The organism is Chryseobacterium sp. X308 (assembly GCF_020733145.1).
GTDB lineage: Bacteria > Bacteroidota > Bacteroidia > Flavobacteriales > Weeksellaceae > Chryseobacterium > Chryseobacterium cupriresistens.
Genome location: NZ_JAJFZH010000015.1, coordinates 56,743 through 78,537, shown reverse-complemented (window position 1 = coordinate 78,537; position 21,795 = coordinate 56,743). Strand labels below are relative to the sequence as shown.

The window sequence follows — 21,795 nt, the reverse complement described above, 5'->3', positions numbered from 1 at the left end:
AAAGAGTTTAAAATTAAGCGGTATGGAACATTTTTTCATCAATAAATTTGGTCAATTCGTAAATCACTTCTATCTTAATGCAAAAAATAATCATAATATAAAACACTATGGCAATTAATCTACAGAAAGGACAAAAGATCGAGATAGGATTGACGAAAATGACGATTGGATTAGGCTGGGATCCGAATGAAGGAACCGGCTACGATTTTGACCTGGATGCTTCTGCAATCATGATTGATTCTGACAGAAAATTAGTAAGCGAAGAATACTTTGTTTTTTACAATAACTTAAATTCTCCGGATGGAGCCCTTACCCATACAGGAGATGATCCGAGTGGTAAAAACAGTGATGGTGACGATGATGAAGCGATCATTATAGACCTTGATAAAGTAGATTCAAGAGTGGAAGAGATCCTTTTTGTGGTCACCATAGAAGACTTTGAAAGAAGAAGGCAGAATTTCGGACAGGTAAGAAACTCCTATATCAGAGTAGTTGATAACCATTCAAATCAGGAGATTGCAAAATACGAACTGGATGAAGATTTCTCCATTGAAACAGGAGTAGAGTTCGGAAGACTGTACAAAAGAAACGGCAGCTGGAAGTTTGAAGCTTCAGGAATAGGATACAGAGCAGATCTTGGTTTCTTTCTTGAAAAATACTACAAAGGACAAATCATCAAATAAATCGTCAAATTCACAAAAACTATAACTATGGCAATTAATTTACAGAAAGGACAAACGATAGATTTAAGAAAGAATGACCGCGGTGAAAGCGTGTATGATCTTTCAAAAGTAACCATCGGCTTAGGATGGGATGTAAGAAAACAAAGCAGCGGTTTTTTTGGAAAACTATTCAGTAAAGAAGCCGAGTACGACCTTGATGCAGTAGCATTTCTTTTAGATGGTAACGGAAAAGTAGCCAATCTCGGAAGAACGGTACAGACCAATGACGGAAGACAGATGGGGCTTTACCAGGGAGATGTGGTTTTCTTCAACTCCATGCAGCATCCAAGCGGAAATGTATGGCTTACCGGAGACAACAGAACCGGAGCAGGAGATGGAGATGATGAACAGATCATTGTAAGATTGGATCAGCTGGATCAGAGTTATCAGAAAATAGTATTCCTTGTTACCATTTATCAGGGAAGAACCAATAACCAGCACTTCGGAATGATTGAAAATGCATTTATCCGTGCCGTAGATGCTACAGGAAAAGAAATTACAAAATACAGCCTTTCAGGTGATTCAAGTATGAACGGAATGTGTGCAATGGTTTTTGCAGAAGCATACCGCCACAACGGAGACTGGAAATTCCGCGCCGTAGGAGAACCGCATCATACAGATAATTTTATCGATATTCTGAGACAGCAATACGCGTATTCCAACTAAATTCTTGAATTTTATTAAACCATAATAAAAGCCGTCGGCGGAAGTCGGAGACTTCCGCCGACGGCTTCGAATTAATACTTGTCTATAATGAGCAGGAGATTATTAGCTTATTTTTTATTAGATACTTCAGGTTCCATGAACGGAGAGCCTATTCAAGCACTGAATAATGGTTTCAACGGCCTTATCAGTATGCTCCGTGCAGATCCGCAGGCAATGGACAGTCTGCATTTGAGTGTTATTACCTTCGATAGAGATGTTAAAAATATGATACCCTTAACAGACCTGGCGAGCTTTTATCCCATGGAAATTACCTGTCCGGACAGTGGCCCGACGCATACAGGAGCAGCGCTGGAAATGGTTTCAGAATTGATGCAGAAAGAAATTGTAAAAGAATCTGCCGAGACAAAGGGAGACTGGCAGCCGCTGCTTTTTATATTTACAGATGGAAAACCTTCTGATATTCAGAAATACAGGCAGATGATCCCGGTGATCAGAGGACTGGAATTTGGTGCTATCGTAGGATGTGCAGCAGGCCCGAAAGCTGATGAAAAGTTTCTGAAGGAACTCACAGATCATGTGGTGAAGCTTGATACTACGGATGCCATTACCCTTTCTTCCTTTTTCAAATGGGTGAGTTCTTCCATTACTCAGGGAGGACAATCACAGAATACAGGAGAAAACATCACATTACCTCCGCCACCATCGGAGCTTACTATTATTATTTAAAAAATTGTCTTTACAGCATGAGAAGACTGCCTATTTATTTTTTAGTAGACGTCTCCGAATCTATGGTAGGAGAACCTATTGAGCAGGTGCAGGAAGGGATCGCCAATATCATCAGGGAATTAAAAAAAGATCCTTATTCACTTGAAACCGTTTATATTTCCGTGATTGGTTTCGCGGGAGAAGCTGAAGTCATTACGCCGATGCAGGATATTATCAGTTTTTATCCGCCTAAAATTCCGGTCGGAAGTGGAACATCACTTTCCCAGGGTTTAATTAAACTAATGGATTGTATTGACAGGGATATTGTGAAAACAACGTATGAAAGAAAAGGCGACTGGAAACCTATCGTCTTCCTGTTTACAGACGGAGTGCCCACTGATGATGCCACCAAAGCTATCGAAAGATGGAATACCAAATACAATGGAAAATCTAACACTATTGCCGTTTCTATTGGAGAAAATACGAACTATAAACTTCTCGGTTCTCTGGCAGATAACGTTTTACTCTTCAATAATTCCGATGAAAATTCTTACAAAGAGTTTTTCAAGTGGGTAACGGATTCTATTAAAACAACCAGCCAGAGCGTAACGGAAGCCAAAAAAGAAGGAATTAATTTATCAAAAATTGATTCTCTCATTCTTGAAAAAGTGGATCCTGAAATGGAACAGAGATTCCCGGATAATAATTTTGTAGTATTGAACGGAAAATGCCAGGAAACGGAAAAGCTTTATCTGATGAAGTTTAAAAAAGCATTCGCAGAATCAAGCATACCGGGAATGGCCACAAGATATTACAGACTGGACGGAGCGTATAAAATTGATGAAAAAGCCTACTACAGACTTTCTTCCCATCAGAAAACGCATCTTAAAATCAATATCGAAGAACTGGACGGAGGTACTGCATGTCCTCATTGTGTCAATCCCATTGCATTAGCTACCTGCTCGTGTGGAGGAATTCACTGTCTGAGAGGAGAAGGGTACAGCAAATGTCCTTGGTGTGGAACTTCTGATTATTACGGATTTTCCGGAGGAGGATTTGATATTAACAGAACGCTGGGCTAATGATGGGCAAATTTTTCAGGAAGTCTGTCGCAGAATCCCAGCCAAAGACGATGGAACAGTCTCTTATTTATAAAGAAAAAGAAGAATTCAAAGACGTGCATTGGGTTTTAAAGAATGCCAGTGCAAAGCAGTTCTATGAGTTCAGTCTCGAGATGGAAGAGTTTCCCAACATCAGGATTCAGAATATCGGAAACATTGAAGAAACAGGGCTTACTTTTGAAAACAATAGAATCTCAGGAATCCCGGTTACCAATAATATGTACCATCTGGATGTTCAGTTTTATCATATTCACGATCAGCATCAGATGGAGACTAAGAAAATACAGCTGTTTGTCAATGCAGATCCGAAAGACCTGTGGAAAAACATTCCAAGCGATAGAAATGCAGCCTTTTATAAACCGGAAGAAGAATCATTCAAAGGTACTTTTTCAGACAAAAAAATTGTGGTGGCTTCCAAAAGAGGACGTTCCCATGCCCATGAAGGTAAATTTCGTGAAGACGATTTTGCTGTAAATAGGCTTCCCGATGGCTGGAATATTATTTCTGTTTCAGATGGAGCGGGCTCAGCAAAAGCTGCAAGAGAAGGTTCCAGACTGGCAACGGAAACGATCAACCGTTTTTTTAACTCACAGGAAATTTTAAACCAGATTGAAAATAACGTCAGCATTCTGTATAACGGCCAATCTTCCGTAGAAAATGAGTCGGAATCTAAACAGAAAATCATCAATATCTTATCGGAAGGTGTTTTACATGTTTATCACACACTGGAAAAAACAGCAGTGGAAAATGATTTTTCAGTAAATGATCTGCACGCTACTCTTATTTTTACTTTACTTAAAAAGTTCAGTTTCGGATATGTCATTCTGAGTTTTGGAGTGGGAGACTGCCCGATGAATCTGATTAACACGGATTTTTCTGAAGTTAAGCTTTTAAACCGGATGGATGTAGGAGAGTTTGGCGGAGGTACCCGTTTCATCACCATGAAAGAAATTTTCAACGATACAATAGCTTCCCGTTTCCGGATCACCTGTGTAAAGGATTTTTCTTATCTGGTGCTGATGACGGATGGCATTTATGATCCTAAATTTACCACCGAAAATAAACTGGAAGATACAGAAAGCTGGAAAACACTTTTTGAAGACCTTGCCGGAAATAATGATGACAGGGCGAAAGTAGATTTTATCAACGATGAAAAGATTGATAAAGAACTTTTAATCTGGAGCGATTTCTGGAGCAGGGGAAACCACGATGACCGTACATTGGCAATAATCTATTAATACGAATGAAAAAGACCATTAAGGTTGTTTCTGTTCTGGACACAGCCAAATCCTATGAATATGTAGATGAAAACCCCATCCGGGGCGGTGTGAAAGATGTTTATTTTTCGCCTGATAAAGAATATGTAGTTGCTTTTTACCGGAATCCGCTGGATGAAGGGCAAAAAGAAAGGATCATGAGAATTGTTTCCACGTATCTGCAAAGTATACAGAGTGGAAATGCTTCAGAATACTTCCTGAACGAAATATTCAGATGGCCTTATGATATTGTTGAAAGAAATAAACTCACAGGAATTGTAGTTCCTGTTTATCACCATAAATTTTATTTTGCTAAAGGATATATCGGTTCGGATAATATCCGGGGACAGGATAAAGTGGGGAAGTGGTTTACAGCTCCCATGTTCAGGAATCAGCAATACCCTTTAAGACTGGATCAGTCGGAGCTTGGAGATTGGCTGAGCTATTTTCAGATTGCAGTCAATATCAGCAGAGGAGTGAAAAAGCTGCATCAGATGGGGCTTGCACATTCCGATTTATCTTACAATAATATTCTGGTGGACCCTGTCACAAAATCTGCCTGTATCATCGATATTGACGGCCTTGTGGTACCCAAACTCTTTCCGCCGGAAGTTATAGGAACTTCTGATTTTATTGCCCCCGAAGTTTTAAAAACCCAACATCTGAAACTTCAGGATCCGGACAGGCATTTACCCAATCAAAAAACAGATCTGCATGCTCTTGCGGTTCTCATTTATATGTATCTGCTGAGAAGGCATCCGCTGCGTGGAGGTAAAATATGGGATCTGGATTCTGAAAAAGATGAAATTCTGTCCATGGGAGAAAAAGCGATGTTTGTAGAACATCCGCAAAATAATTCCAACCATGTAAAATCAGATCATCTCAGAAAATGGGATGCATTCTGGGGAGATCCTCAAAAGATTCCATATACCGTTACAGGGCCATATATTTCAGAACTGTTCAGGAAAACATTCGTAGACGGATTACATGATCCCATCAGACGTCCCACTGCCAATGAGTGGGAAACTGCTTTATTGAAAACCGTAGATCTGATCCAACCATGTCTTAATCCGGATTGTACAGAAAAATGGTACGTCTTTGATAATACGAGTAATCCCAAATGCCCGTTTTGCGGAACACCACATCAGGGAACATTACCCGTTTTAGACTTATATTTTAAATTTGATGATGAGGTCTGGAAACCGGAAAATCATAGATTAATGGTTCATCATAATCAGTATCTTTTCAAATGGCATGTTTCCAGGAAAGTGATCCGCAACGAGAATCTGACGATGCAGGATAAAATGCCGGTAGGATATTTTACGTTCCATCAGGGAAGATGGGTATTGGTCAACCAAAGCTTATCAGGAATGAAGGATGTCACAGAACAGAAAGAAATTCCACCAGGCTCTATGGTAGAACTTACTGATGGTAAAAAAATACTGCTTTCCTCAGAAGAAGGCGGAAGATTGATTTACGTAACCATGGCAAACCAGTAAAATCTAACGGATAATCAAGGCTTGTTTCCGGAGTGTCATTCTGAATGGAATGAAATATAATGAAGAAACTCACAGATGATTGTGGCCATTTGTGTTCGTCTATTTGTGAGATTTGTGTTTAAATCAAAGAGAACATTCAACGGCTTTATTCAAAACTTAAAAAAGCATCTATTGCCTTTCCGTTTCCATAAAATAAGAATACTGGTCTTCCCCCACAATTCTGAACCCAAGACTTTTATAAAGATGCTGTGCTTTATTCGTTTTTAAAACACTTAATGAAACCGTTTTCCCTGCTAAAGAAGCTTCTTCTAAAATATCTGACAAGATTTTTTTTCCAAGTCCTTTGCCCTGTTGACTGGGATCAATCTGAAGCTGCAGAACCTCAATATTGGTAAATGTTCTGTCTACTTTTAACAGCCCGATGGGTTGGTCATCTAAAAAAATGATATTAGCTTTTTCAAACTGATACAGAACTCTTTGCAAAGTTGTTTCCCTGTCGGTAGAAAGCCCGGAATTTTCATAATGAGGATTCATGGTTTTCATTCTGAGATCGAGAAGAAAATCAATATCAGTATCCTCAGCTTGTTGATAGCGCAGGTTAAGATCCATAGTCAAAAATAAAAAATTAAGCTCTTACTTGAATGCAATTTTCAGTCCCATTTTTTCTTGCATAGGTTAAAGGTTGTAAAGGTCGGAAGCTGGAGGAAGGGAAGCTTGAAGTTACTATTGTGCTGTAGAGAACTTCTGCATTTTTTATTGTAACTTCTGTTTTTTAAAAAATATTCCAGTCAAAAAACTTCAGAAGTTTCATGTCTGCCAGAAACTTCCATCTTTCAGCTCCCGTCTTCCCGCCTTATAATTTTAGGTTTTGTAAAAAAAATATTCCTGTCAAAAAACTTCAGATGTTTCACGTCTGCCAGAAACTTCCATCTTCCATCTTCCATCTTCCCGCCTTATAATTTTAGCTTTTGTTAAAAAATATTCCAGTCAAAAAACTTCAGAAGTTTCATGTCTGCCAGAAACTTCCATCTTCCAGCTCCGATCTTCCAGCCTTACACCAGCTCAAAAAAGTTCCTTCTCCCGATTTTAATTTTCGTTTGAGGGATCAGCTCCATTTCTTCATCAGCATCCGTTATTTTAATGGTATTGATCTGAATTCCTCCACTCTCAATCAATCTCCTGATGGCGGATTTGCTGAGATCATTTTTAAGCTGGTAGCAAAGCTCAACAATAGAAATCCTGTTGTCGGTACTTTTCAGGGAACCAATTGCAACAGGTTCGTATATTTTCTCTTCAAAATTTTTATTCTGAAACTGGTTGATAAAGAACTGTTCTGCATCTTCAGCTGAAGCAGAATCATGGTACTGGCTGACAATATTTTTAGCGATGATTTTTTTAATATTCATTGGGTTTTCGCCTTCGTTTAACCGGGAAAAAATCGCTGTTTTTTCTTCCATCGAAAAATCTGTGGTCAGATTGATAAACTCTTCAATCAAAGCATCAGGAATAGACATGGTTTTTCCAAACATTTCATTGGGTGCATCTGTCAGTCCGATAATATTGTTCAGGGATTTACTCATTTTTTCTTTTCCGTCAAGACCTCTCAGCAATGGCATGCACATCACAATCTGAGCAGGCATTTGATGCACCTCCTGAAGCTGTCTTCCCATTGTGCAGTTGAACAGCTGGTCTGTGCCACCCATCTCAATATCGCACTCAATTTTTACAGAATCAAAACCCTGAAGAATCGGGTAAACCAGTTCATGCATGGCAATAGGTGTATTTTCTGTAAACCTTTTATTAAAATCATTTCGGTGCATCAGCTGTGCAACGGTAACTCTTGAAAGAAGCTGGATCACCTCAGAAAAAGTAAGGGCATCCAGCCAGTCGGAATTGAAAACAATCTTTGTCTTCTGTACATCAATTACCTTTGAAAGCTGATTGATATAAGTCTGAGCATTATGCTGTACATCTTCAGAGCTTAAAGGTTTTCTTGCTTTATTTTTTCCTGTAGGATCGCCAATCCTTGCTGTAAAACTTCCCACAACAATAATAATCTGATGTCCCAGATCCTGAAACTGTTTTAATTTTTTTAAGACTACCGCATGTCCCAGATGCAGATCCGGAGCTGTGGGGTCAAAACCAAGTTTGATGGAAAGTTTTCTGTTTTCTTTAGAGGCCAGAGTCAGTTTTTCTTCCAGACCGTTTTCCGGTAGGATGATAGCCACATTTTCTTGTAATGGATGAATCATGTTGAATAGTTTTAAAATGAAAAAAGCCCGGACAGGTAATGTCCGGGCTCTATATATACGTTAGATTATTTTTATTGGATTACAGATATAGAAAGTCTTCCCGAACGATAGCCCGGAGTGTAATATTCACTGAAGAATGGAAGACGTAATATACTGTTCAGATGTTTCATTGTGATGCAAATATACAGGGAATTCCTGAGGATCCAATATTTAAACCATTAAGACGCATTGCAGGGTTATAACAAGATTTGTTTTAAAAGAAAAACTTAACCATCCATCAATCTTAATGGCTTAAAATAATGGTTCAAAACAATTTTACTTGCGGTTTTTGAAGCTAATTTCATGCCATAAATCCCTTAAAAATAAAATACAGGACAAAGATGTAAAAACTGTATTTTATTATTTTCTTTGTCACCTGATAAGAAGTCTTTAAAATAGGGCTTATTATCTGCTTTTCTATCATTGTTTTCATGAAAAAAATTAATAGTTAAGAGCATGTTCAGAGTATAAATTTCTAATCTGGCCTTTCCAGATTTCCAGATTTTCGGGAGAAGCTTTATCTGCTTTATCAAAAAATAAATGCCTGATAATTTCAAACCCTGAATAGATAAAAATACCATTGTCAGAAGTTAGTGTCAATGCTTTATCCATTCCTGTTTTTTCATATTCTTCATGAGATTTTCCATGGGTATTGATAATCACAGTCTTTTTACCTTTCAGAAGCCCTTTCTGTATCCCCTGATCATAACGGTAGGCAAATCCATAGCTGAAAACACGGTCTATGTATCCTTTCATCATCGCAGGAAGTCCGGTCCACCAAATAGGATAGATAAAAGTAATCTGCTCTGCCCACGAAATGTATTCCTGTTCGGTTTTTACATCATCTGAAACTTTTCCCACACGCTGTCCCTGCATGTCTTCCAGTGAAAGTACAGGATCAAAGCCTATGGTATAAAGATCTCTCACAACAACTTCCTCGTTACGGAGCTGAAGGGTTTCAACAACTGTGTTTAAAAGATGATAATTTAAACTGTTTTCATTAGGGTGCGCGTAAATGATTAAATGTCTCATTGTTTTGGTTGTTAAGATTAATGAGACAAAAGTACTGTGGCGTACTTCTCAAAAATTGTAAGAAAACGAAACGGTCTATCCGGACCTGGGATTACAGATTTCCTGCTGGAATTTTAAATACTGAGCCGGAGAAATGTTGATAAAATGTCTGAAATCGTGTATAAGCTGGCTCTGGTCATAATAGCCACATTCATCAATGATCGTAAACCACCTGACAGGGTTTTGCCTTTCTGTTTCCTTTTCAATGATTTGTATAGCTTTTAAAAATCGATTGTAACGGTTAAGTTCTTTTAAAGAATAGCCAAACTGCTCTTTCTGCTTTCGCTGGATGTTTCTTTCTGTCTGCTGAGTCTGTTCTGCAATTGCTTTAACGGGATTTAACAGATCATTCTCAAAACTGCTCAAAAGCTGTCCCGTAATGTCCCGATCCTGGAGATAAGGTTTACAGAATTCAAGAATGTAATCTACCTGTTTTGTGACTGAATCTAATCTTGTAAGATGATGCCAAAGGTCTGTAAAACAATTTTCTTCCAGTAATTCATCCGGATGTTTTACCGATTGTTCAATAGATATTTTTCCAAAAAATCTGAAGAATGCATCATCCTTAAAATTGGCAACCAAAATAGAGCATCCTGCGGGAAGTGTATATTCAAAAGCTTGCCTCACCGGCCCGAACACCATACATTTATCTATCTGTATGACGGTTTTTTCCCGGGTAGACATGGTCGCACTTTCTCCGAAGCAGAATAGCAGAATAGTTTGATAAGTGGGAACAAGAGTCCTGGTAACGGATGTTTCTGAAGTGTTTTCAGCAAAATAAAAATGAGTAAATACATTTTCAAATTCCTGAGGAACAGAAATTCTGTACTCGTTATATTCAGAATGTAATTCCATAAGCCTGAAAATTAAGCGATGAGGTATTTTACCATTTTAAAATTGGTCAAAGCTACTCCTTTTACATAGACTGTTTTTTCCTGAACAACCTGAAAGCCTGCTTTTTCAAAAAATGGCCTGGCCGTTTTGCTTACATCTGCAGTAACCTTCGTTTCATAATTCAGCAAAACTTGTTTTTCAATCTGACGATAAAGCATGGCTGCGATACCTTGATGCTGATGATCTTTGTGTACAAAAAGCAGATCAATATAATTTCCGTAATCAAGTGTACAAAAACCAGCGATCTTATTTTTTATGACCGCAATCAAAACATATTGATCACGGATCACTTTCATCCATCTCTCTTCATTCCCAGCCCCGGATTTCCAGGCTTCAAGCTGTCGAGTATCATAGTCTTTTTTACATATTTCATCTATGGTTGCCGTAAAAAGCTGTAACATTTCCGGAAGATCATCACTGACTCCTTTTCTGATGATGATTTGATTATCTGATGTAAAGTTGTTCATAAAGCTTTTGCTGTTCTTTAACCTGATGTCAGAAGTTTCATAAAAAAAGCAAGCAGTTCCGCATCGTAAAAGGAAACTGCCGGCTATGTTATAGTTTTTATCCTGGTTCAATACTATAAAAGACAATTATTGAATGCAGGATGTTACATAAACCGTATAATTTTCTATTCCTGTTCAAGCTTGATGATAGATCCCTTGTAAAATCTGGTCAGATCATAAAGATCGGTAAAGTAATGCTGAAGATCCGGGATAATGGCAGGATCAAAATCTTTCAAGCCACATTGGTCTTCTGCCAGAAGGTACAAAGACTGGTTATCCGGTTTCAGATATTCACAAAGGATATTATCAGAATTTTGTTTTCTGTTGATCATCTCTGTCAGAAATATTCCGTAGATCAGAAATTGATTGAAATTTTTAGCATCCACAATATAATTCATGTCCTGTTTCAGCAGTTTTTCATAATCGGAAAGGATCTGAAGGAAATTCTCGGCATGAACGGTTGTTGGAATTTCATAAAAAAGATCAATACCATTGATGAAAAGCTGTGTTTTGGTCTCTTCGTGATCTGAAGAATATACTTTGTGAAACCATTGAAAAATAAGCAGAAGTTCTTCCTGAGTAAGCTCTTCAACAGAACTTTTTACTTTTTCTTTAATGGTTTCAAGGCTGTTTTTCGCTTCAGGCTGAAGAAATTTCAGAATATGTTCTTCTTCACGGCTGAGTTTATTGTACAAATTAATTTTGGCAATAGTGGGATTGGTCTTGATGAAATATAGTTCTTCCGCCATAGTTATTTACCAAATTAGATTTCAAATGGTTGTTTAAATATACAAAATATGCATCAACTGTATTAAAAAAAATAATATGCAATGAATGGTATGCTATTGTACTGTTTCATACAGTGCAATGCTGTTACCTTCTGAGTCTTCGAACTCTGCTACAGCAAATCCTATTTTTTATCAATTCTTTTGGGGTAAAAACAGAACCTCCATGGTGAACGGCTTTCTCCAATTTTTGATCACTATTCTCTGTATGTTTTTTGTAATGATCTATATTCTTAAAGTTCCGGACGATGTTCTTCCGAATGAAAAACAGAAAATGATATTGTTTTTTTAGTATTTCTTACATCATCAGATAATAAGGGGAATGATGCGGGAATTTCTGGTTGAAAATTATTTTTCAGCTGAAATGAGCAACATCATCGGTCTGCGGAGTTCCTCTTTCATCTCCGGAATTTCTTTCAACATCTCTTCGCCTGGTTGAGGTTCAATAACTTCTTTGATTTTAAAGCCTGCTTTTAATAATGTATTTAAATAAGAAGTTAAAGTACGGTGATATTTGATGACATGCTCTCCCAGAAAAGTAGTGTTTCTTTTTCCTTCTATAAAATAACGGTCTACCGGCCAGCAGGTTTTTTCACCATTTTTATCATATACCCAATCCTGACCGCCTTCTGCAGTGAAAACAGGATGTTCTACTGAAAATACAAAAGATCCGCCGGGTGTAAGCCATTTATAAATATTTTGAGCAATGTTATCGAATGACTCTACATAATGTAAAGTGAGAGAGCTCAATATGATGTCAAATTGTTCTGCAGGATAGTCAACATCTTCAATGGCTTTTCTTTCATATTGAATTCCTTCAAGATTATTGATTTCCATAGCTTTTGCCAGCATTTTTTCTGAAAGATCAATTCCGGTTACAGATTTTGCTCCGTGTTCTATCGCATAGCGGCAATGCCATCCGAAACCGCAGCCAAGGTCAAGAACATTTTTTCGCTGAAAATCCGGCAGCATATTTTTTAAGGTGTGCCATTCTCCTGCTCCCTCTAATCCTATCTGAGAACGGAGCATTTTCTCGTATTGATCAAAAAATGAAGGGTTGTCGTATTTATTTTCTTTCATAGCTTCAAAAAATTGGGTTCTTCATTATCTATCCTTGTAAAGGTTTTAAACTTTGACAAGGATCAAAGACTACTGTTCTTTCTGATATTAATCTCAGATATTCCAGATTTTGAAATATAAATTTACGACAATATCAGAGATGAGAGGTTTCCGATCCCTGAAAAATAAAAGCTGAATGTAGAACATCCAGCTTTATATCAACTCTCAATTGAAAATTTTTAATTCGATTCCGCATATTTTTTGAAATTATCAAGAATTGCCTGCCAGCCGCCTCTCTGCATGTCTTCAGGATTCTCGCTTTCCGGATCAAAAGCAACATCTACATTGGTGTAGCCATTGTTTTCTTTAAAGTCAACATGTACCTGTCTTCCGTCCGGCATGGTATAGGTAAAGTTTTCGCCTTCTTTTATTTCATTATAAACAGCTTCAAAGTCGAAACCGAAACTTCCGTCTTTTGCTTCCATTCTTGCGGCATATTTTCCTCCGACTTTCATATCATTGGAAGCAGATGGGCATTGCCAGGAAGGATCTGCAAAGTTCCACTGAGTGATGTGTTCAGGGTTGGTGTAATAATTCCATACTTTTTGTGCATCTGCATTGATGGCTGCAGAAACTGTGATTTTGTGGCTCATTTTTATTGATTTAAGGATGATAATAATTCGTCAAGTTTTTCAAGAGTTGCCATCATTCCCTGTTCCATTCCCATTTCGATAATGGTTTCCAGATCAGCTAAGGACTGATAGTGTACAATTGTTTCTACAAGGGTATTTTCATTTTTATCAGTGAAAGTTACTGTCCATTCTGCCTGAGGAAGATGGGTGTTGATTTCTCCTTTTTCATTACAAAAAGCATCACCTGATGTATAAGAATCTATTGGGTTTATCGTGTGGTAGCTTACCCAACCCCAGTATTCTGTTCCATTAGGCTCTACCATTGCATAATGCCAGTGTCCGCCTTCACGGAATTCCATTGACTTTGTTTTCGTGGTCAGCGGTTTTGGAGCAAACCAACGGTCTAGAAGTTCACTTTTTGTGTAACAGTCCCAAACCATTTGCCGGTTTGCCATAAATTCACGTCTGATCGTAAGGGTGTTCTTTTCCTTGTCTGCAAGAAAATCGAACTGAAGATGATGTTTCATAATAATATTTTTTATAGTTTTTTTGGCTTAAATGATGAAAATATGAGGTTCTACATTGCTGAATTTTATTTCTGCTGGCTTTTCAATGTTGCCAGTAAGGTATCAAGCTGCTCGAAACGGCTTTCCCAAATCTTTCTGAACTGTTCCAGCCAATGATCTATTTCTTTCATTTTATCAATTTCTAAAAAGTAATAAATTTCTCTTCCCTGGTGATTCTGGGTTACCAATTCACATTCCGTCAGAATTTTCAGATGTTTTGAAACAGCCTGTCTGGTGGTATCAAAATGCTCTGCGATGGCATTGGGTGTCATCGCCTGTACTGCAATCAGTGCAATAATAGCCCGGCGTGTGGGATCTGCTATAGCCTGAAAAATATCTCTTCTCATAAACGATGATTTTTAAATGAAACCATATGGTTGCAAATATATGTGCAACTTTTCGGTTTCGCAATTTTTTTGATAAAAATTATAAATCAAAAACTAGGAAATAATAGATGATATCTGTTAATTGGTTTTAAAACAGGTGCTTGTAATGGGTTTGAGCAGTTTTATTTTTTATTTTCCCGCATCGCTTTGATCAATCTGTCATTTCTTTTGTCAGCTCTTTCATTGTTTAAGGAAAGGACTGCCCAGATTGCCGCAGGAAGCCATCCGATAAGGGTAATTTGTAAAATCAGACAGATGATTCCGGTGAAAACTTTTCCACGGACGATAAAAGATAAAAAGGGTAATAATATGGGCAGTAACATGATTGTAAGTTTTAATTTAAATGATTTTTTAAAGGGATTGCGGATCAAAATGTGCTTTAAAAGTAAGAGGATCTTCAGTTTTGTCTTCAGCTTCTTCAAGATATTCAAGATACTCTTCCTGATGTTTTCCCATATAAACAAGCACAATGGAAAGATTGACAAACAGATTTTTGTCTTCAGAACCTAAATTTAATGCTGTATTTAAATATTCCAGTGCTTTTTCATTTTCTCCCATATCGGAATAAACAGCACCCATATTAATTAAAGCTGAAGTGTTTTCAGGCTCAACCAGTAAAATTTCATCCAGTTCCCTGATCAGCAGATCGTTTAAAGTATCCCAGTGATCTTCGTTTTCCCATCTTTTGGCCTGAAGTTTTTTTACGTTTTCTAATCTTTGTGTTATCGTGCTCATTATTTAAAATTACAAAATGGATACTATTCGTTTCCTGTACAAATTTAGCTTTCTTGGAACATTGTTCCTATTCATTTATTTAAAACGTCTGTTTTGTCATCAAACAGCCCTGGTAGGAATTGATTGATAAGCCCAAGATGAACCATTATTCTTGTTCCAATAAGAATTCCTGGTTTTCCATATTTTTCTGACTGTTGACCAATGGTAATGGCAGTTAAAAGTTGTTTGCAATCCTTTATGTCTTTTGTTGGGAGCTCTAGATTAACTCCGTCAATTCTTATAATCGGACCACCACTAATCCCATTCAATTTAGGTGCTAAGTGCCAACGCCCTTTAATTATTGTTTCCTTTTCATATGCAAGTGCAATATTAAAATCTGGGTCAAGTTCATATTTTTTATAATCTTGCTCGAGAATTTCAACCGTTGGAAAGACTTCTTGTTTGGAATTCACCATATTTCCTTTTCTTTTTGATTGGCTTACGCGAAAACCTGAAGGGAAGTATATTGACCTATCATTTAATTTTTCAGACCAATCAAAATCATCAAGTGTCAACGCAATTTTTTTTAGTCTTTCTGAAATTTTGGTTTGTAAATGATAAACAGATGCATCAACTGCATCGTCTTCATGTGTACCTGATAGTCCCTTTTTACTGCTAAATCTTTCACCGGGAACAGGAATAACCTCATTGGTTTCGTCGGCTGCAATTAATAATTGTTTATCTCCAATATCATCAAAAACATGTGATGCACTAAAAATGAAATATTCATTTTTTATAGCAACAATAACTCCGGATCCTATTTGTTGGGGGATGTTTTTATTTTTTGAATCTGACTCCAAAATTGCAAAAATAGGAAGCGTAGCATTTTCTATTTTAGGAAATACATTCAATGCGTGTTGTATTTTTTTATGATAAAAATTTAATGCTAATACATTAAAAGGTTCTTTTAGATCTATTTTTGGTTTCATTTATAATTTAGTGTTCTAATATATATACTTCTTATTTGATAATTTTTACGATTATTGAGGTATGATGATTATACAAAAATTATTTTTGTGAATATTTTTGCACTGTAAGCCTTTTCTATATTGATTGGGACTTTAGTATTTTGGAAATTGCAATTTTTAAAAATTATATTCTATTAAAACCATCCAGTATGGCAGCTTTCAGTATTTCAATATTAATATCTTTTAAAGTTTTAAACCTGATGCAATATCCCGTTACAACAGCTTTACCTATCTTTTCTCCGTACGTTTTTGAAAGGTATGTTTTGTCACCGATATTCATAATATAAATGGAAATCCCTGTGGTATTGGCACTCATCCCAATCTGGTAAAAATCTCTGGTTTTTCCGTCAGCATATTGTAATGTATAAAATCCATATCCGATATTAGGATTGGAAACTGTTTTATTTTCATTGTCTTTACCATCCAGAAACCACAGCTGGCCATCCGGCATAAGCTCCAGAATGATGCGGTGGAGCTCGAGCATATCATTACGTTTCTTTTCAGGCTGGCTGTTGATATAGTCGTGGATTTGTTCTTGAATAGTCATGGATCAGGAATTATTTTGAGGTTTTCGAGCGGCTAATTTGAAATAAAAAGAACAGCAAACGCTGTTCTTTTATTGTGTTTTCTGATCTATTGAATCAGTTCTTTTATTGATTTTTCTGTTTTCAGCAGTTCACCATCCGGAATCTGATGATGAAGATAAGTGAAAAGCAGATTGGTTACCCATCTGTTTTCAATCTGATGAATATGGTAAGAGCAGATCAAACCGAAATCATCGGAAATATAAGCGGGAAGATCTGAAGAGCCTGTGGTTCTGAAGGTGGAAATAAAAATTTCCTTCCGGATATCACTTATTTTGTCTTCTGTTTCCTCATCCAAAGATTTTTCTTCAATTGCCTGATAGGCTTTCATCCATTCATCAGAAAACTCTGCAGAATCTCTGTTGTTAAGAATTTCATCAATCTTTTCAGGAGTTATACGTTCAAAAACTGTTTTTAAAGATTGATTAAAAACAGCCTCTAACTTGTTGATTTCTTCTGTCATAATTTTCAAGATATATCCTATCCAAATGCTCTTTTCAACAGGCTTTCCACTTTAGGCTCACTGCCTCTGAAACTTTTGTAAAGCTCCATTGGGTCTTTTGTTCCGCCCGAAGAAAGCAATACTTTATATTTGGCTGCAATCTCAGGATTGAAAATTCCGTTTTCTTTGAAATACTGGAAAGCATCAGCATCCAGGACTTCCGCCCATTTGTAAGAATAATATCCTGCTGAATATCCTCCCTGGAAAATGTGAGAGAAGCTTGGGCTCATCGCTGTTTCAGAATTCGAAGGATAAAGAGTGGTTGCTTTGGTATATTTATCTTCAAACTCTTTTACACTTTCATGTTCCAGTTCTGCCACTTTAGTATGATAATTCATGTCCAGAAGTCCGAAACCTAGTTGTCTTAAAGTCTGGTAACCTTCCATGAAATTTTTGGACTGCTCAATTTTTTCAATTTTTTCGTCAGGAAGAACTTCTCCTGTTTTATAGTGTTTTGCAAAAGTTTTCAGGAACTCAGGCTCATAGCAGAAGTTTTCCAGAAACTGTGACGGAAGTTCCACAAAGTCCCATTTTACAGAAGTCCCGGAAAGAGTAGGGTATTGAGTGTCCGCCATCATTCCGTGAAGAGCATGCCCAAACTCATGGAAAAGAGTCGTCACTTCCTGGAAGGTCAATAAGCTAGGCGTATCTTTTGTCGGCTTGCTGAAGTTGCAGACAATTGAAATATGCGGACGGGAATTTTCGCCGTTTCGCTTATACTGGTTTTTATAGCTGGTCATCCATGCGCCGGCTCTTTTTCCTTTTCTTGGAAAATAATCAACGTATAGTAATGATTTGTAATTTCCGTTCTCTTTTACTTCATATACCTTTACATCTTCATGATATTTAGGAATGTCGTTTCTTTCCTCAAATGTCAATCCAAAAAGTTCTCCAGCCAGTCTGAATACAGCATCCTGCACCTGGTGTAATGGAAAATAAGGTTTTAATTCTTCATCATTAAGGTCAAATTTCGCCTTACGAAGTTTTTCAGCATAGAATGCATGGTCGTAACCTTGCATTTCCTCAATTCCGTCAGCTTTTGCTAAAGATTTTAATTCTTCAATTTCTTTATCGGCATAAGGTTTTGCCTTGGTAAGAAGTTCATTTAAAAAATCGAAAACTTTCACCGGAGACTTGGCCATTCTTTCTTCAAGAACGAAATCAGCGTAGTCTTTATATCCTAAAAGTTCAGCTTTTTGTTGTTTTAAATTCAGAAGTTCTTTAATCAAATTCTGATTGTCAAATTCACCACCGTCGAAAGATTTTTTACCATTGGCCAAAGCCAGTTCTTTTCTCAGTTCACGGTTTTCCGCATAGGTCATGAACGGGATATAACTTGGATACTGTAACGTGACCACCCAGCCGTCAAGGTTTCTTTCTTTGGCTTCTTCGGCATATTGATCCATGATGGCTGCAGGAATTCCTGCAAGATCTTCCTTATTGGTGATATGTTTAAAATAAGCATTGGTGGAAGCCAGAACATTTTGTCCGAACTGTAAAGATTTTACAGAAAGATCCATGCTGATTTTCTTTAATTTTTCTTTGTCTTCCTCATTCAGTAAAGCTCCGCTTCTTACAAAACCTTTGTAGGTCTCATTCAAAAGCATTTCCTGTTCCTCGTTGAGATTATATTTTTCCTTTTCATCATATACTTTCTTGATTTTGTTGAAAAGGGCCTCGTTTTGAGAAATTTTTGAAGAATATTCCGTTAAGATCGGAGAAACCTCCTGGGCAATCTGCTGGATCTCATCGCTGGTCTCTGCAGAATTTAAGTTGAAAAAAATATTAGAAACCACATCCAGCTGTTCTCCCGAATAGGCCAATGCTTCAATAACATTTTCGAATGTGGGAGCATCAGTATTGTTGACAATAGCATCAATTTCCGCTTCAGATTTTTGGATTAAATCTTTAAATGCAGGCAGGTAATCTTCATTTTTAATACTGTCGAACGGAGCCGAATGATATGGAGTGTTAAATTTTTCTGTTAAAATATTCATTTTTTGATCTTTTTTAGATAAGGTAAATTTAATGATTCATCGGGAATCACAGCTGAAGCGCTCAAAAATAATGCCTTACTGGTGTGGTATGACAAAAATACCTTATCTTTAATTAATCTTGTCATATGGAAAGAAGGAGTGATGTGGGAATATTTAATTTTGAGAACAGATTTAAAAAGTCATCATTAAATAAATAACCTTAAATATACATATTATGAAAACACTCTTAAAAATTATCGGTATTATCATCGTACTGGTTCTTATCTATGCTGTCATTGCCATGCTGGCTTTCAGTAAAGATTATCACTATGAAAAATCAATTGTCATTAATGCTCCAAAGGAAAAAGTATGGCAGCATACCAGCTCTTTACAAGCATACAATACCTGGGATCCTTTTTCTAAAGAAATCAAAAACTTTTCTGTCACTTATTCAGGTGCGGGTAACCAGCCTGGCAGCTCTTATCACTGGAAGGGTGACGGCAGTGAAGGAGAACAGTCTATCACAGAAATTATCCCGAATGAAAAACTGGGAACCCAGCTTCATTTCATACAACCTTTTGAGGGAACTGCTAAAAGTAATATCATACTGACTCCTGAGGGCAGCGGTACAAAAGTGACCTGGATGATAGATAATGAGCTGAATACCATGATGAAAATTATGAAGCCTATGATGGACAGTAATATGGACAAAATGTTTAGCCAGGGACTGGGAGATCTGAAGAAACTTGCTGAAAAATAATAGGAAAGCCTTGTACAATGTACAGGGCTTTTTTATTACAGGGATTTTTATCAATACTGTTGGTTGAGGAAGCGTTATTTTATGTTAAGTCATTGAAATATTATTCTAAAAATATTATCTTTATATAAAGAATAGATTGTATGGAGAAGATTGTATTTGAAAAAAGTGATATCAGAGACTTTGTGAAGACCACCATCGCAGAGAAAATTGAAAAATTGAAAAACTTTATCGAATTTACCCTGGAAGCGAGCCGCGATATTAAAAAGACACCAAAATATGACAGCATGAGAGAAGAGATGCAGGAGGAAATTTATCAGATGCAGCGGCAGCTCGGAGCATTGAATGATCTTAGGAGGAATATGGCAAAAGTTCTCAATACAGCTACTGTAAGAGTGCAGCTCGGCTCACTGGTCATTACCAACAAGGCCAGGTTTTATATTTCAGTGTCATTGGGAGAGTTCTTTTTTGAAGGAGACCGGTTCTATGCCATTTCTCCTGAAAGTCCTATGGCCAAAAAGATGATGGGAATGAAACCCGGAGACGAGTTTACCCTAAATAAAATCCATCAGAAGATTGTAGAGGTGCTTTAAATAAGATTCAGCGATATCTCTTTTCAGCAAATAGTTATTCATCATAATAAGATTAACTTCAGATTTATATTTGAAGTTTTATTTTTATTTAGTACCTTGCTATGCAAAATACTATACTGTGAAATTTGAACAATTAAGAACAGGCAGAATTAATCAGTGGATCATTATTCATCTTCGTTATCTAGTAGGCTCTGCTTTTTTTCCATCAGGTTTAATAAAGCTTATGGGAGAAAGATTTACCAGAATTTCAACTGATAACCCGATCGGATACTTTTTTGAAGCTTTATATCAATCCGGATTGTATTGGAATTTTTTAGGACTGGCACAGGTGGCAGCCGGAATTTTACTGATGACACAGCGCTTTGCAACATTGGGAGCATTGATGTTTCTGGCTATATTAAGTAATATTTGGCTTATTACCCTCAGCCTTTCCTTTTCGGGGACCTGGATAATCACCTCCTTAATGATGGTTGCCGTACTGATATTGGTCATTTGGGATCAACATAAACTGCTTCCTGTTTTTAATTACAATAAAGCAAGTACGGTGAAGGAATATCCTGATCCCGATAACAGATGGATCATTGCCGGGGTAGTATATTCCATAAGTTTTATTGTGTTATTTATGCTGAATCCGGCAAAAGGCGAGGTCTATGAAAAATGGCTGAGTATTCTGATTACTGCAATTATTGCCGCAACATTGATCATAAGCAATTATCAGGCGTATAAAAATCGTAAACTGGCTATACATCCTTAACATTTTAAAATGAAGATTGAATTGCATGTTGTAAATTTGCAGGTATGAGTAAAGCAACCATTTTAAAAGAAATTATAGAGGAAAGAAGAAGTATTTTCCCGAAAGATTATACTGATGCGGAAATTCCTCACGAAGTTTTGGAGGAAATTTTACACGCGGCAACATTAGCTCCGAACCATAAACGTACCAAGCCATGGCGTTTTAAAATCTTCAAAGGCGAAGAAAAATCACAGCTGGCATCAGAAATGCAGGCTATCTATAAAACCAGTACACCCGAACAGCTTTTCCTGGAAAAAAAATACAATGATATTGGTTTCAAAATCAATAAAGCCAACGTTGTTGTTTCGATCGTAGTCAATTTCAGTGGAATGGTTCCTGAATGGGAAGAAATAGCAGCTACTTCAATGGCGGTTCAGAATATGTACCTTACCTGCACAGCAAACAATATCGGGTGTTACTGGAGTTCTCCCAAGATTGTAGACGAACTGAAAGAATCTCTTACTATTGAAGAAAACCAGAAATGTCTGGGATTATTTTATATGGGAAATCTGGAATAAATAGCACTGATGGAGCGGTTTGTTTGAGCTCTTTTTCTTTGCAGAAGAAAAAAGCGAGTAGCGAGAGCAGGTTCCCGGCTTCTGAAAAAAAATGAATTTTATAAAACTTTTTACTTGGAGCTTTTTACTTCAAACTTTTTTACTATCTTTGCACTCTTAAATATTTAACTG

General features: G+C 37.0%; 26 protein-coding genes. 10 read left to right on the top strand and 16 right to left on the bottom strand.

The genetic code is table 11. From position 1 onward, the window contains the following. The first annotated feature begins 107 nt into the window (after positions 1-107). The 6 genes from LIV57_RS15970 (at position 108) to LIV57_RS15945 (ending at position 5,969) form a co-directional block, all read left to right on the top strand. Positions 108-683 (top strand): TerD family protein, encoded by a 576-nt coding sequence (locus LIV57_RS15970; RefSeq protein WP_034698933.1) that lies wholly within the window; start codon positions 108-110, stop codon positions 681-683. A gap of 27 nt (positions 684-710) precedes the next feature. Continuing rightward, positions 711-1,388, top strand: a complete 678-nt coding sequence (locus tag LIV57_RS15965) for a TerD family protein (protein WP_227943421.1) — start codon at positions 711-713, stop codon at positions 1,386-1,388. Between the two features lie 87 nt (positions 1,389-1,475). Then, a complete protein-coding gene (locus tag LIV57_RS15960; protein ID WP_227943420.1) occupies positions 1,476-2,114 on the top strand; it encodes a vWA domain-containing protein in 639 nt (212 codons plus the stop codon). Between the two features lie 17 nt (positions 2,115-2,131). Next, on the top strand, positions 2,132-3,175 hold the full coding sequence (locus LIV57_RS15955; protein WP_227943419.1) for a TerY-C metal binding domain-containing protein: 1,044 nt from the start codon (positions 2,132-2,134) through the stop codon (positions 3,173-3,175). After that, positions 3,175-4,452: a PP2C family serine/threonine-protein phosphatase gene (locus LIV57_RS15950; RefSeq protein ID WP_227943418.1), complete on the top strand. Its 1,278-nt coding sequence runs from the start codon at positions 3,175-3,177 to the stop codon at positions 4,450-4,452. Before LIV57_RS15955 ends, LIV57_RS15950 begins: the two co-directional genes overlap by 1 nt. Before the next feature lie 5 nt (positions 4,453-4,457). Continuing rightward, on the top strand, positions 4,458-5,969 hold the full coding sequence (locus LIV57_RS15945) for a helix-hairpin-helix domain-containing protein (protein ID WP_227943417.1): 1,512 nt from the start codon (positions 4,458-4,460) through the stop codon (positions 5,967-5,969). A 168-nt stretch (positions 5,970-6,137) separates the two neighbouring features. Here LIV57_RS15945 and LIV57_RS15940 read toward each other — a convergent pair whose 3' ends face one another. From LIV57_RS15940 to LIV57_RS15865, 16 genes are all read right to left on the bottom strand, one after another. After that, entirely contained in the window at positions 6,138-6,578 is a 441-nt protein-coding gene (locus LIV57_RS15940) for a GNAT family N-acetyltransferase (RefSeq protein WP_227943416.1), read from the bottom strand. Positions 6,579-7,021: 443 nt separating this feature from the next. After that, on the bottom strand, positions 7,022-8,221 hold the full coding sequence (gene tyrS, locus LIV57_RS15935) for a tyrosine--tRNA ligase (protein WP_227943415.1): 1,200 nt from the start codon (positions 8,219-8,221) through the stop codon (positions 7,022-7,024). A 480-nt stretch (positions 8,222-8,701) separates the two neighbouring features. Continuing rightward, a complete protein-coding gene (locus tag LIV57_RS15930; protein ID WP_227943414.1) occupies positions 8,702-9,292 on the bottom strand; it encodes an NAD(P)H-dependent oxidoreductase in 591 nt (196 codons plus the stop codon). 75 nt (positions 9,293-9,367) lie between these two features. After that, positions 9,368-10,186, bottom strand: coding sequence for a helix-turn-helix domain-containing protein (locus LIV57_RS15925; RefSeq protein ID WP_227943413.1), 819 nt, complete (start codon positions 10,184-10,186; stop codon positions 9,368-9,370). A gap of 11 nt (positions 10,187-10,197) precedes the next feature. Continuing rightward, on the bottom strand, positions 10,198-10,692 hold the full coding sequence (locus LIV57_RS15920; RefSeq protein WP_227943412.1) for a GNAT family N-acetyltransferase: 495 nt from the start codon (positions 10,690-10,692) through the stop codon (positions 10,198-10,200). Positions 10,693-10,856: 164 nt separating this feature from the next. Beyond that, positions 10,857-11,480: a hypothetical protein gene (locus tag LIV57_RS15915; RefSeq protein WP_202841106.1), complete on the bottom strand. Its 624-nt coding sequence runs from the start codon at positions 11,478-11,480 to the stop codon at positions 10,857-10,859. Between the two features lie 384 nt (positions 11,481-11,864). Continuing rightward, the gene (locus tag LIV57_RS15910) at positions 11,865-12,596 is read right to left on the bottom strand and encodes a class I SAM-dependent methyltransferase (protein ID WP_227943411.1); all 732 of its coding nucleotides are present in this window, start codon (positions 12,594-12,596) and stop codon (positions 11,865-11,867) included. Between the two features lie 218 nt (positions 12,597-12,814). After that, positions 12,815-13,228: an SRPBCC family protein gene (locus tag LIV57_RS15905; protein ID WP_227943410.1), complete on the bottom strand. Its 414-nt coding sequence runs from the start codon at positions 13,226-13,228 to the stop codon at positions 12,815-12,817. Positions 13,229-13,230: 2 nt separating this feature from the next. Next, entirely contained in the window at positions 13,231-13,734 is a 504-nt protein-coding gene (locus LIV57_RS15900) for an SRPBCC domain-containing protein (RefSeq protein ID WP_202841102.1), read from the bottom strand. 65 nt (positions 13,735-13,799) lie between these two features. Next, positions 13,800-14,120 carry an ArsR/SmtB family transcription factor gene (locus LIV57_RS15895; RefSeq protein ID WP_047378845.1) on the bottom strand — a complete coding sequence of 107 codons (321 nt, stop codon included), beginning with the start codon at positions 14,118-14,120 and terminating at the stop codon, positions 13,800-13,802. A 161-nt stretch (positions 14,121-14,281) separates the two neighbouring features. Further along, positions 14,282-14,482: a YqaE/Pmp3 family membrane protein gene (locus LIV57_RS15890; RefSeq protein ID WP_227943409.1), complete on the bottom strand. Its 201-nt coding sequence runs from the start codon at positions 14,480-14,482 to the stop codon at positions 14,282-14,284. A 28-nt stretch (positions 14,483-14,510) separates the two neighbouring features. After that, complete coding sequence (locus LIV57_RS15885; protein ID WP_227943408.1) at positions 14,511-14,894, bottom strand: tetratricopeptide repeat protein; 384 nt, start codon at positions 14,892-14,894, stop codon at positions 14,511-14,513. Between the two features lie 71 nt (positions 14,895-14,965). Next, the gene (locus tag LIV57_RS15880; protein ID WP_227943407.1) at positions 14,966-15,862 is read right to left on the bottom strand and encodes a hypothetical protein; all 897 of its coding nucleotides are present in this window, start codon (positions 15,860-15,862) and stop codon (positions 14,966-14,968) included. Positions 15,863-16,025: 163 nt separating this feature from the next. Beyond that, a complete protein-coding gene (locus tag LIV57_RS15875; protein WP_227943406.1) occupies positions 16,026-16,448 on the bottom strand; it encodes a DUF1801 domain-containing protein in 423 nt (140 codons plus the stop codon). An 86-nt stretch (positions 16,449-16,534) separates the two neighbouring features. Next, a complete protein-coding gene (locus LIV57_RS15870; protein ID WP_227943405.1) occupies positions 16,535-16,948 on the bottom strand; it encodes a hypothetical protein in 414 nt (137 codons plus the stop codon). Positions 16,949-16,965: 17 nt separating this feature from the next. Then, the gene (locus tag LIV57_RS15865) at positions 16,966-18,984 is read right to left on the bottom strand and encodes a M3 family metallopeptidase (protein WP_227943404.1); all 2,019 of its coding nucleotides are present in this window, start codon (positions 18,982-18,984) and stop codon (positions 16,966-16,968) included. A gap of 214 nt (positions 18,985-19,198) precedes the next feature. Between LIV57_RS15865 and LIV57_RS15860 the strand changes: the two genes are divergently transcribed. From LIV57_RS15860 to LIV57_RS15845, 4 genes are all read left to right on the top strand, one after another. Continuing rightward, on the top strand, positions 19,199-19,723 hold the full coding sequence (locus LIV57_RS15860) for an SRPBCC family protein (protein ID WP_227943403.1): 525 nt from the start codon (positions 19,199-19,201) through the stop codon (positions 19,721-19,723). A gap of 140 nt (positions 19,724-19,863) precedes the next feature. Further along, complete coding sequence (locus LIV57_RS15855; protein ID WP_110010070.1) at positions 19,864-20,313, top strand: hypothetical protein; 450 nt, start codon at positions 19,864-19,866, stop codon at positions 20,311-20,313. Positions 20,314-20,431: 118 nt separating this feature from the next. Beyond that, entirely contained in the window at positions 20,432-21,067 is a 636-nt protein-coding gene (locus tag LIV57_RS15850; RefSeq protein WP_227943402.1) for a DoxX family membrane protein, read from the top strand. 44 nt (positions 21,068-21,111) lie between these two features. Continuing rightward, positions 21,112-21,624 (top strand): nitroreductase, encoded by a 513-nt coding sequence (locus tag LIV57_RS15845; RefSeq protein ID WP_227943401.1) that lies wholly within the window; start codon positions 21,112-21,114, stop codon positions 21,622-21,624. Positions 21,625-21,795 lie beyond the last annotated feature (171 nt).

Bases quoted from the DNA above. Each gene is read 5' to 3' on its own strand.
- LIV57_RS15970 (WP_034698933.1), top strand. From the start codon at position 108: ATGGCAATTAATCTACAGAAAGGACAAAAGATCGAGATAGGATTGACG.
- LIV57_RS15965 (WP_227943421.1), top strand. From the start codon at position 711: ATGGCAATTAATTTACAGAAAGGACAAACGATAGATTTAAGAAAGAAT.
- LIV57_RS15960 (WP_227943420.1), top strand. From the start codon at position 1,476: ATGAGCAGGAGATTATTAGCTTATTTTTTATTAGATACTTCAGGTTCC.
- LIV57_RS15955 (WP_227943419.1), top strand. From the start codon at position 2,132: ATGAGAAGACTGCCTATTTATTTTTTAGTAGACGTCTCCGAATCTATG.
- LIV57_RS15950 (WP_227943418.1), top strand. From the start codon at position 3,175: ATGATGGGCAAATTTTTCAGGAAGTCTGTCGCAGAATCCCAGCCAAAG.
- LIV57_RS15945 (WP_227943417.1), top strand. From the start codon at position 4,458: ATGAAAAAGACCATTAAGGTTGTTTCTGTTCTGGACACAGCCAAATCC.
- LIV57_RS15940 (WP_227943416.1), bottom strand. From the start codon at position 6,578: ATGGATCTTAACCTGCGCTATCAACAAGCTGAGGATACTGATATTGAT.
- tyrS (WP_227943415.1), bottom strand. From the start codon at position 8,221: ATGATTCATCCATTACAAGAAAATGTGGCTATCATCCTACCGGAAAAC.
- LIV57_RS15930 (WP_227943414.1), bottom strand. From the start codon at position 9,292: ATGAGACATTTAATCATTTACGCGCACCCTAATGAAAACAGTTTAAAT.
- LIV57_RS15925 (WP_227943413.1), bottom strand. From the start codon at position 10,186: ATGGAATTACATTCTGAATATAACGAGTACAGAATTTCTGTTCCTCAG.
- LIV57_RS15920 (WP_227943412.1), bottom strand. From the start codon at position 10,692: ATGAACAACTTTACATCAGATAATCAAATCATCATCAGAAAAGGAGTC.
- LIV57_RS15915 (WP_202841106.1), bottom strand. From the start codon at position 11,480: ATGGCGGAAGAACTATATTTCATCAAGACCAATCCCACTATTGCCAAA.
- LIV57_RS15910 (WP_227943411.1), bottom strand. From the start codon at position 12,596: ATGAAAGAAAATAAATACGACAACCCTTCATTTTTTGATCAATACGAG.
- LIV57_RS15905 (WP_227943410.1), bottom strand. From the start codon at position 13,228: ATGAGCCACAAAATCACAGTTTCTGCAGCCATCAATGCAGATGCACAA.
- LIV57_RS15900 (WP_202841102.1), bottom strand. From the start codon at position 13,734: ATGAAACATCATCTTCAGTTCGATTTTCTTGCAGACAAGGAAAAGAAC.
- LIV57_RS15895 (WP_047378845.1), bottom strand. From the start codon at position 14,120: ATGAGAAGAGATATTTTTCAGGCTATAGCAGATCCCACACGCCGGGCT.
- LIV57_RS15890 (WP_227943409.1), bottom strand. From the start codon at position 14,482: ATGTTACTGCCCATATTATTACCCTTTTTATCTTTTATCGTCCGTGGA.
- LIV57_RS15885 (WP_227943408.1), bottom strand. From the start codon at position 14,894: ATGAGCACGATAACACAAAGATTAGAAAACGTAAAAAAACTTCAGGCC.
- LIV57_RS15880 (WP_227943407.1), bottom strand. From the start codon at position 15,862: ATGAAACCAAAAATAGATCTAAAAGAACCTTTTAATGTATTAGCATTA.
- LIV57_RS15875 (WP_227943406.1), bottom strand. From the start codon at position 16,448: ATGACTATTCAAGAACAAATCCACGACTATATCAACAGCCAGCCTGAA.
- LIV57_RS15870 (WP_227943405.1), bottom strand. From the start codon at position 16,948: ATGACAGAAGAAATCAACAAGTTAGAGGCTGTTTTTAATCAATCTTTA.
- LIV57_RS15865 (WP_227943404.1), bottom strand. From the start codon at position 18,984: ATGAATATTTTAACAGAAAAATTTAACACTCCATATCATTCGGCTCCG.
- LIV57_RS15860 (WP_227943403.1), top strand. From the start codon at position 19,199: ATGAAAACACTCTTAAAAATTATCGGTATTATCATCGTACTGGTTCTT.
- LIV57_RS15855 (WP_110010070.1), top strand. From the start codon at position 19,864: ATGGAGAAGATTGTATTTGAAAAAAGTGATATCAGAGACTTTGTGAAG.
- LIV57_RS15845 (WP_227943401.1), top strand. From the start codon at position 21,112: ATGAGTAAAGCAACCATTTTAAAAGAAATTATAGAGGAAAGAAGAAGT.